This window comes from Streptomyces phytophilus (assembly GCF_013870535.1).
Classification (GTDB): Bacteria; Actinomycetota; Actinomycetes; order Streptomycetales; family Streptomycetaceae; genus Streptomyces; species Streptomyces phytophilus.
In genome coordinates this window covers 1-4,496 of record NZ_JACBXC010000444.1, presented here as the reverse complement: position 1 = coordinate 4,496, position 4,496 = coordinate 1, and the positions used below count along the sequence as shown (strand labels likewise).

The 4,496-nt window shown below is 73.0% G+C and carries 5 protein-coding genes; all 5 read left to right on the top strand.

Annotation, left to right across the window (positions count from 1 at the left end):
• Positions 1 to 97 precede the first annotated feature (97 nt).
• The gene (locus H5J30_RS18815) at positions 98 to 874 is read left to right on the top strand and encodes an ABC transporter ATP-binding protein (RefSeq protein WP_181788583.1); all 777 of its coding nucleotides are present in this window, start codon (positions 98 to 100) and stop codon (positions 872 to 874) included.
• Between the two features lie 40 nt (positions 875 to 914).
• On the top strand, positions 915 to 2,114 hold the full coding sequence (locus tag H5J30_RS18810) for a hypothetical protein (RefSeq protein WP_181788582.1): 1,200 nt from the start codon (positions 915 to 917) through the stop codon (positions 2,112 to 2,114).
• Between the two features lie 130 nt (positions 2,115 to 2,244).
• Positions 2,245 to 3,063, top strand: coding sequence for an SAM-dependent methyltransferase (locus H5J30_RS18805; RefSeq protein WP_181788581.1), 819 nt, complete (start codon positions 2,245 to 2,247; stop codon positions 3,061 to 3,063).
• A complete protein-coding gene (locus tag H5J30_RS18800) occupies positions 3,060 to 3,863 on the top strand; it encodes an ABC transporter permease (protein ID WP_181788580.1) in 804 nt (267 codons plus the stop codon). The genes H5J30_RS18805 and H5J30_RS18800 overlap by 4 nt, the downstream gene beginning before the upstream one ends.
• A gap of 179 nt (positions 3,864 to 4,042) precedes the next feature.
• A partial coding sequence (locus tag H5J30_RS18795) for a Scr1 family TA system antitoxin-like transcriptional regulator (RefSeq protein WP_181788584.1) occupies positions 4,043 to 4,496 on the top strand: 454 nt, incomplete at its 3' end.

Here is a 4,496-nt window from a genome sequence, read left to right as displayed (position 1 = left end):
GTAGCCTCTGTGGCCCCGAGCCCGCGGCGCCCCGCCGCGGCGCAGGTTCCTGCCCGGCGGCACTGACCCCCCGCCGGAGCGCACGGGAGGTGGACCCATGACCGTCGCGGACGCCGACGAGGCCGCACCCGTGTCCGGCGCGGGCCCCGTCCTCTCCCTCGGCGCCGTCGAGAAGCGCTTTCCCGACGGCACCCGCGCGCTCGAACCCGTCGACCTCGACGTCGCCGCCGGTGAGCTCGTCGCCGTCGTCGGCCCCTCCGGCTGCGGCAAGACCACCCTGCTGCGCATCGCCGCCGGGCTCGTCGAACCCTCCGCCGGCGCCGTCGCCGCGCGCGCCGACCGCCTCGGCTACGTCTTCCAGGACCCGACGCTGCTGCCCTGGCGCTCGGTGCGTACGAACGTCGAGCTCTTCGGCGAACTGCGCGGCGTCCCGCGCGCCGAGCGGCGCAAGCGCGCCGACGCCGCGCTGGAGCTGGTCGGCCTCACCGACTTCGCCGGCCACCGGCCGCGCGCCCTGTCCGGCGGCATGCGCATGCGCGTCTCCCTGGCCCGCTCCCTCTCGCTGCGCCCGGAGCTGTTCCTGCTGGACGAGCCGTTCGGCAGCCTCGACGAGATCACCCGCGAGCGGCTGGACGACGACCTGCTCCGGCTCTTCGCCGCCGAGCGGTTCGCCGCCGTCTTCGTCACGCACTCGGTGCTGGAGGCGGTCTACCTGTCCACCAGGGTCGTGGTGATGTCCCCCCGGCCCGGGCGCGTCTGCGGCGAGTTCACCGTCCCCTTCGGCTACCCGCGCGGCGAGAGCCTGCGCTACGACCCCGAGCTGAACCGCATCGCGGCCGAGGTGTCCGCCTGCATGCGCGCAGCCGCCCAGTGAGAACCCGACCGGCCCCCGATCCCCTCCGGAGGAACCCCCGATGCCCGTGAAGAACCACCTGCGCTCCTTAGCCGTGCCGCTCGCCGCCGGCCTGCTGCTCACCACCGCCGCCTGCGGCGACGACGGCGGCGGCGACGGCGAGGCCGGCGGCAAGGAGTCCGCCGCGGCGGCGAGGAGCGGCGCCGGCCTGGCCGGCGTGTGCCCCGAGACCGTGACCGTGCAGACCTCGTGGCTGCCGAACGCCACGGCGTTCGGCCCGCTGTACTCGCTCCTCGGTGACGACCCCGAGGTGGACGCGAACAGCAAGCGGACCACCGCCCCGCTCGTCGCGGGCGGCAAGGACACCGGCATCTCGCTCGAACTGCGCGCCGGCGGCCCGGCGATCGGCTTCGCCGCCACCTCCGCGCAGATGTACACGGACGAGGACATCGACCTCGGGGTGGTCGGCGGCTTCGACGAGATCGTCCAGCTCTCCGCCACGCAGCCCACGACCGCGGTGCTCGCCCTGCTGGAGAAGGACCCGACGATGATCTACTGGGACCCGGAGACCTACCCGGAGTTCGAGACCATCGAGGACGTCGGCAAGTCGGACACCACGGTGCTGTACTCCGGCGGCGACACGTACATGGAGTATCTGACCGGCACCGGGATCCTCAAGAAGGACCAGGTGGACGGCTCCTTCGACGGCTCGCCCGCGCGCTTCGTGGCCTCCGGAGGCAAGCTCGCCTCCTCCGGGTACGCGGCCGAGGACCCGTACATGTTCGAGAACGAGATCGACGACTGGATGAAGCCCATCAAGGGCCAGCTCGTCCACGAGGCCGGCTACCCGATCTACGGGCCCTCCCTCGTCGTCCGCCCCGAGGCGAAGGCCGAACTGGCGCCCTGCCTGGAGAAGCTGGTGCCGGTCATCCAGCAGGCGCAGGTCGACTACCTCCGCGACCCGGACGCGACGATCGCCACCATCGTCGACATCGCCGAGCAGTACAAGGGCGGCGACGTGCTCACCGAGGGCATCGCGAAGTACGGCATCGGCGAGATGAAGAAGCTCGGCATCGCCTCGGACGACGCCGAGGGCGAGGACGCCACCGTCGGGAACTTCGAGACCGCGCGGGTGCAGGAGATCATCGACATCGGCGAGCCCATCTTCGCCGAGCAGAAGAAGCCCATCAAGGACGGCCTGGCGCCGGCCGACGTCGTGACCAACGAGTTCCTCGACCCCGGGATCGGACACGGCGGATGACCGCCCGCCCGACCGCCGGGGACAGCGGCCGCGGTCCCCGGCGGCCAGGTGGAGTAGGCTGCCGTGTCGGCCCGTACCGCGCCGCGCGCCTGCGCGGCATCGGCCGCCCGCGGACGACGCGGAGAGGTTCATGAGCGACAACGGCATAGCCGACGGCCCCCACGGCACGTCGCCCCTGCCCGACCCCACGGCGGCACACGCCTCCCGCACGTACGACTACCACCTCGGCGGCAGCGACAACCTCGGCCCGGACCGCGCGCTGGTGGACGAGGTCGAGTCGACCTTCATGCCGGACGTGAAGATGCGCGTACGCGCCCAGCGGCTGTTCCTGGAGCGGGCCGTGCGCTACCTCGTCGGGGAGGCGGGCATCCGCCAGATCCTCGACATCGGCTGCGGCCTGCCGCAGCGGCGCATGCCCAACGTCCACGAGGTCGCCCACCGCATCGCCCCCGACACCCGCGTCGTCTACGTCGACTACAACCCCGTCGCCGTGGCGCACATGCAGGCCCTCCAGACCGACGGGGCCCTGACCGTCGCCTTCGCCGGCGACGTGCGGCAGCCGGAGCTGATCCTCACCCACCCGGACGCGCGCGCCGTGCTGGACTTCGACCGCCCCGTCGGCGTGCTGATGGTCGGGCTGCTGCACTTCCTGCCCGACGAGGACGACCCGGCGGACCTGGTGGCGCGGGTCCGCCGCGGGGTGGTCCCGGGCAGTTACCTCGCCGCGTCCCAGATATCCGCCGAGCTGGACTCCCGGGTGAGCCGGCTGACGAAGCTCTGGGCGCAGGGCGCGACGCCGATGGTGGAGCGCAGCCGCGCCGAGCTGGAGCGGATCGTCGACGGGTGGGAGCCGGTCGATCCCGGCGTGGTCGTCGCGCACCGCTGGCGCCCCCGGCCCCCGGACCGTACCGAGGGGAACGCCTACACCCTGGTGGCCGTCAAGCCATGAACCCGCGCCCGTTGCTCCGCAGGCTGCCGGCCGTGCTGGTGGCCGGTGCCGCCGTGGGCGGGTGGTATCTGATCAGCATGGTGGTGCTGGCCGAGGACCGGCGCTTCCTCTTCCCGCCGCCGCACGACGTGGTGCGCGAGGGGTTCCTCGACGGCGACAACCGCGCCGAACTCCTCGACGCCCTGCTGCTGTCCGCTCAGGTCGCCTCGCTCGGGCTGCTGATCTCGGCGGCCGGGGCGATCGCCGTGGCGATCCTGATGAGCCAGGCCCGCTGGCTGGAACGCTCCCTCTTCCCGTACTTCGTCGTGCTCCAGGTGACGCCGATCCTCGCCCTGGTGCCGCTCTTCGGCTTCTGGTGGGGCTACGGGTTCTCCACCCGCGTGCTCGTCTGCGTCATCATCGCCTTCTTCCCCATCCTCACCAGCACGCTCTTCGGCATCCGCTCCGCCGACGCCTCATACCACGACCTGTTCAGGCTGCAGAACGCCGGCCGGCTGACCCGGCTGTGGAAGCTCCAGCTGCCCGCCGCGCTGCCGCACATCTTCACCGGGCTGCGCATCGCGGCCGGGATGTCCGTCGTCGGCGCCATCGTCGGCGACTTCTTCTTCCGCCAGGGGCAGCCGGGCATCGGCGTGCTCATCGACCTCTACCAGTCGCGGCTGCAGTCCGAGCAGCTGCTCGCGGCGGTGCTGGTCTCCTCGCTCTTCGGCGTGCTGGTCTTCTGGTTCTTCGGCTGGCTGGCCCGGATCGTCGTCGGGGGCTGGCACGAGTCCGCCGGCGAACCGGGCGCCAAGGGCTGACCCCCGCCGCTGTGCCGCCGGCCGGCCCGAGGGCGGCGCCGGCCTGACCACGCGTCCGTTTCCATAGGCGAAAACCGGACGAAGGTTCGGGAAATCGGCCCCGGACGGGTATGATTCCGCGCTGGCGGCGGGATGGTGAACCGACCGGCGGGGGAGGGGAGATGGCGGGGTCAGTACCGGTGGCCGGTGGACGCCGGCTGCCCGGCGGCGGCGCGGACCACGGCCGGGGCGGGCCCACGATCCGGCGGATCGTCCTCGGCTCCCGGCTGCGCAGGCTGCGCGTCCGGCGCGGCGTCGGACTCGACGCGGCGGCGCAGGCCATCCGGGCGTCGGTGCCCAAGATGAGCCGGCTGGAGCGCGGCCAGGGCGGCTGCAAGGAGCGCGACATAGCCGACCTGCTGACGCTGTACGCGGTCACGGACCTCCGCGAGCGCGAGGCGTACCTCGCGCTGGCCCGCGGCGCCAACACCCCCGGCTGGTGGCAGCAGTACGGCGATCTGACGCCGCGCTGGCTGGAGACGTACCTCGGGCTCGAAGAGGCCGCGACGCTCATCCGCGGCTACCAGTCCCACCGCGTGCCCGACCTGCTGCAGACCCCCGCCTACGCGGCCGCGCTGGCCCGGCTGACGTACC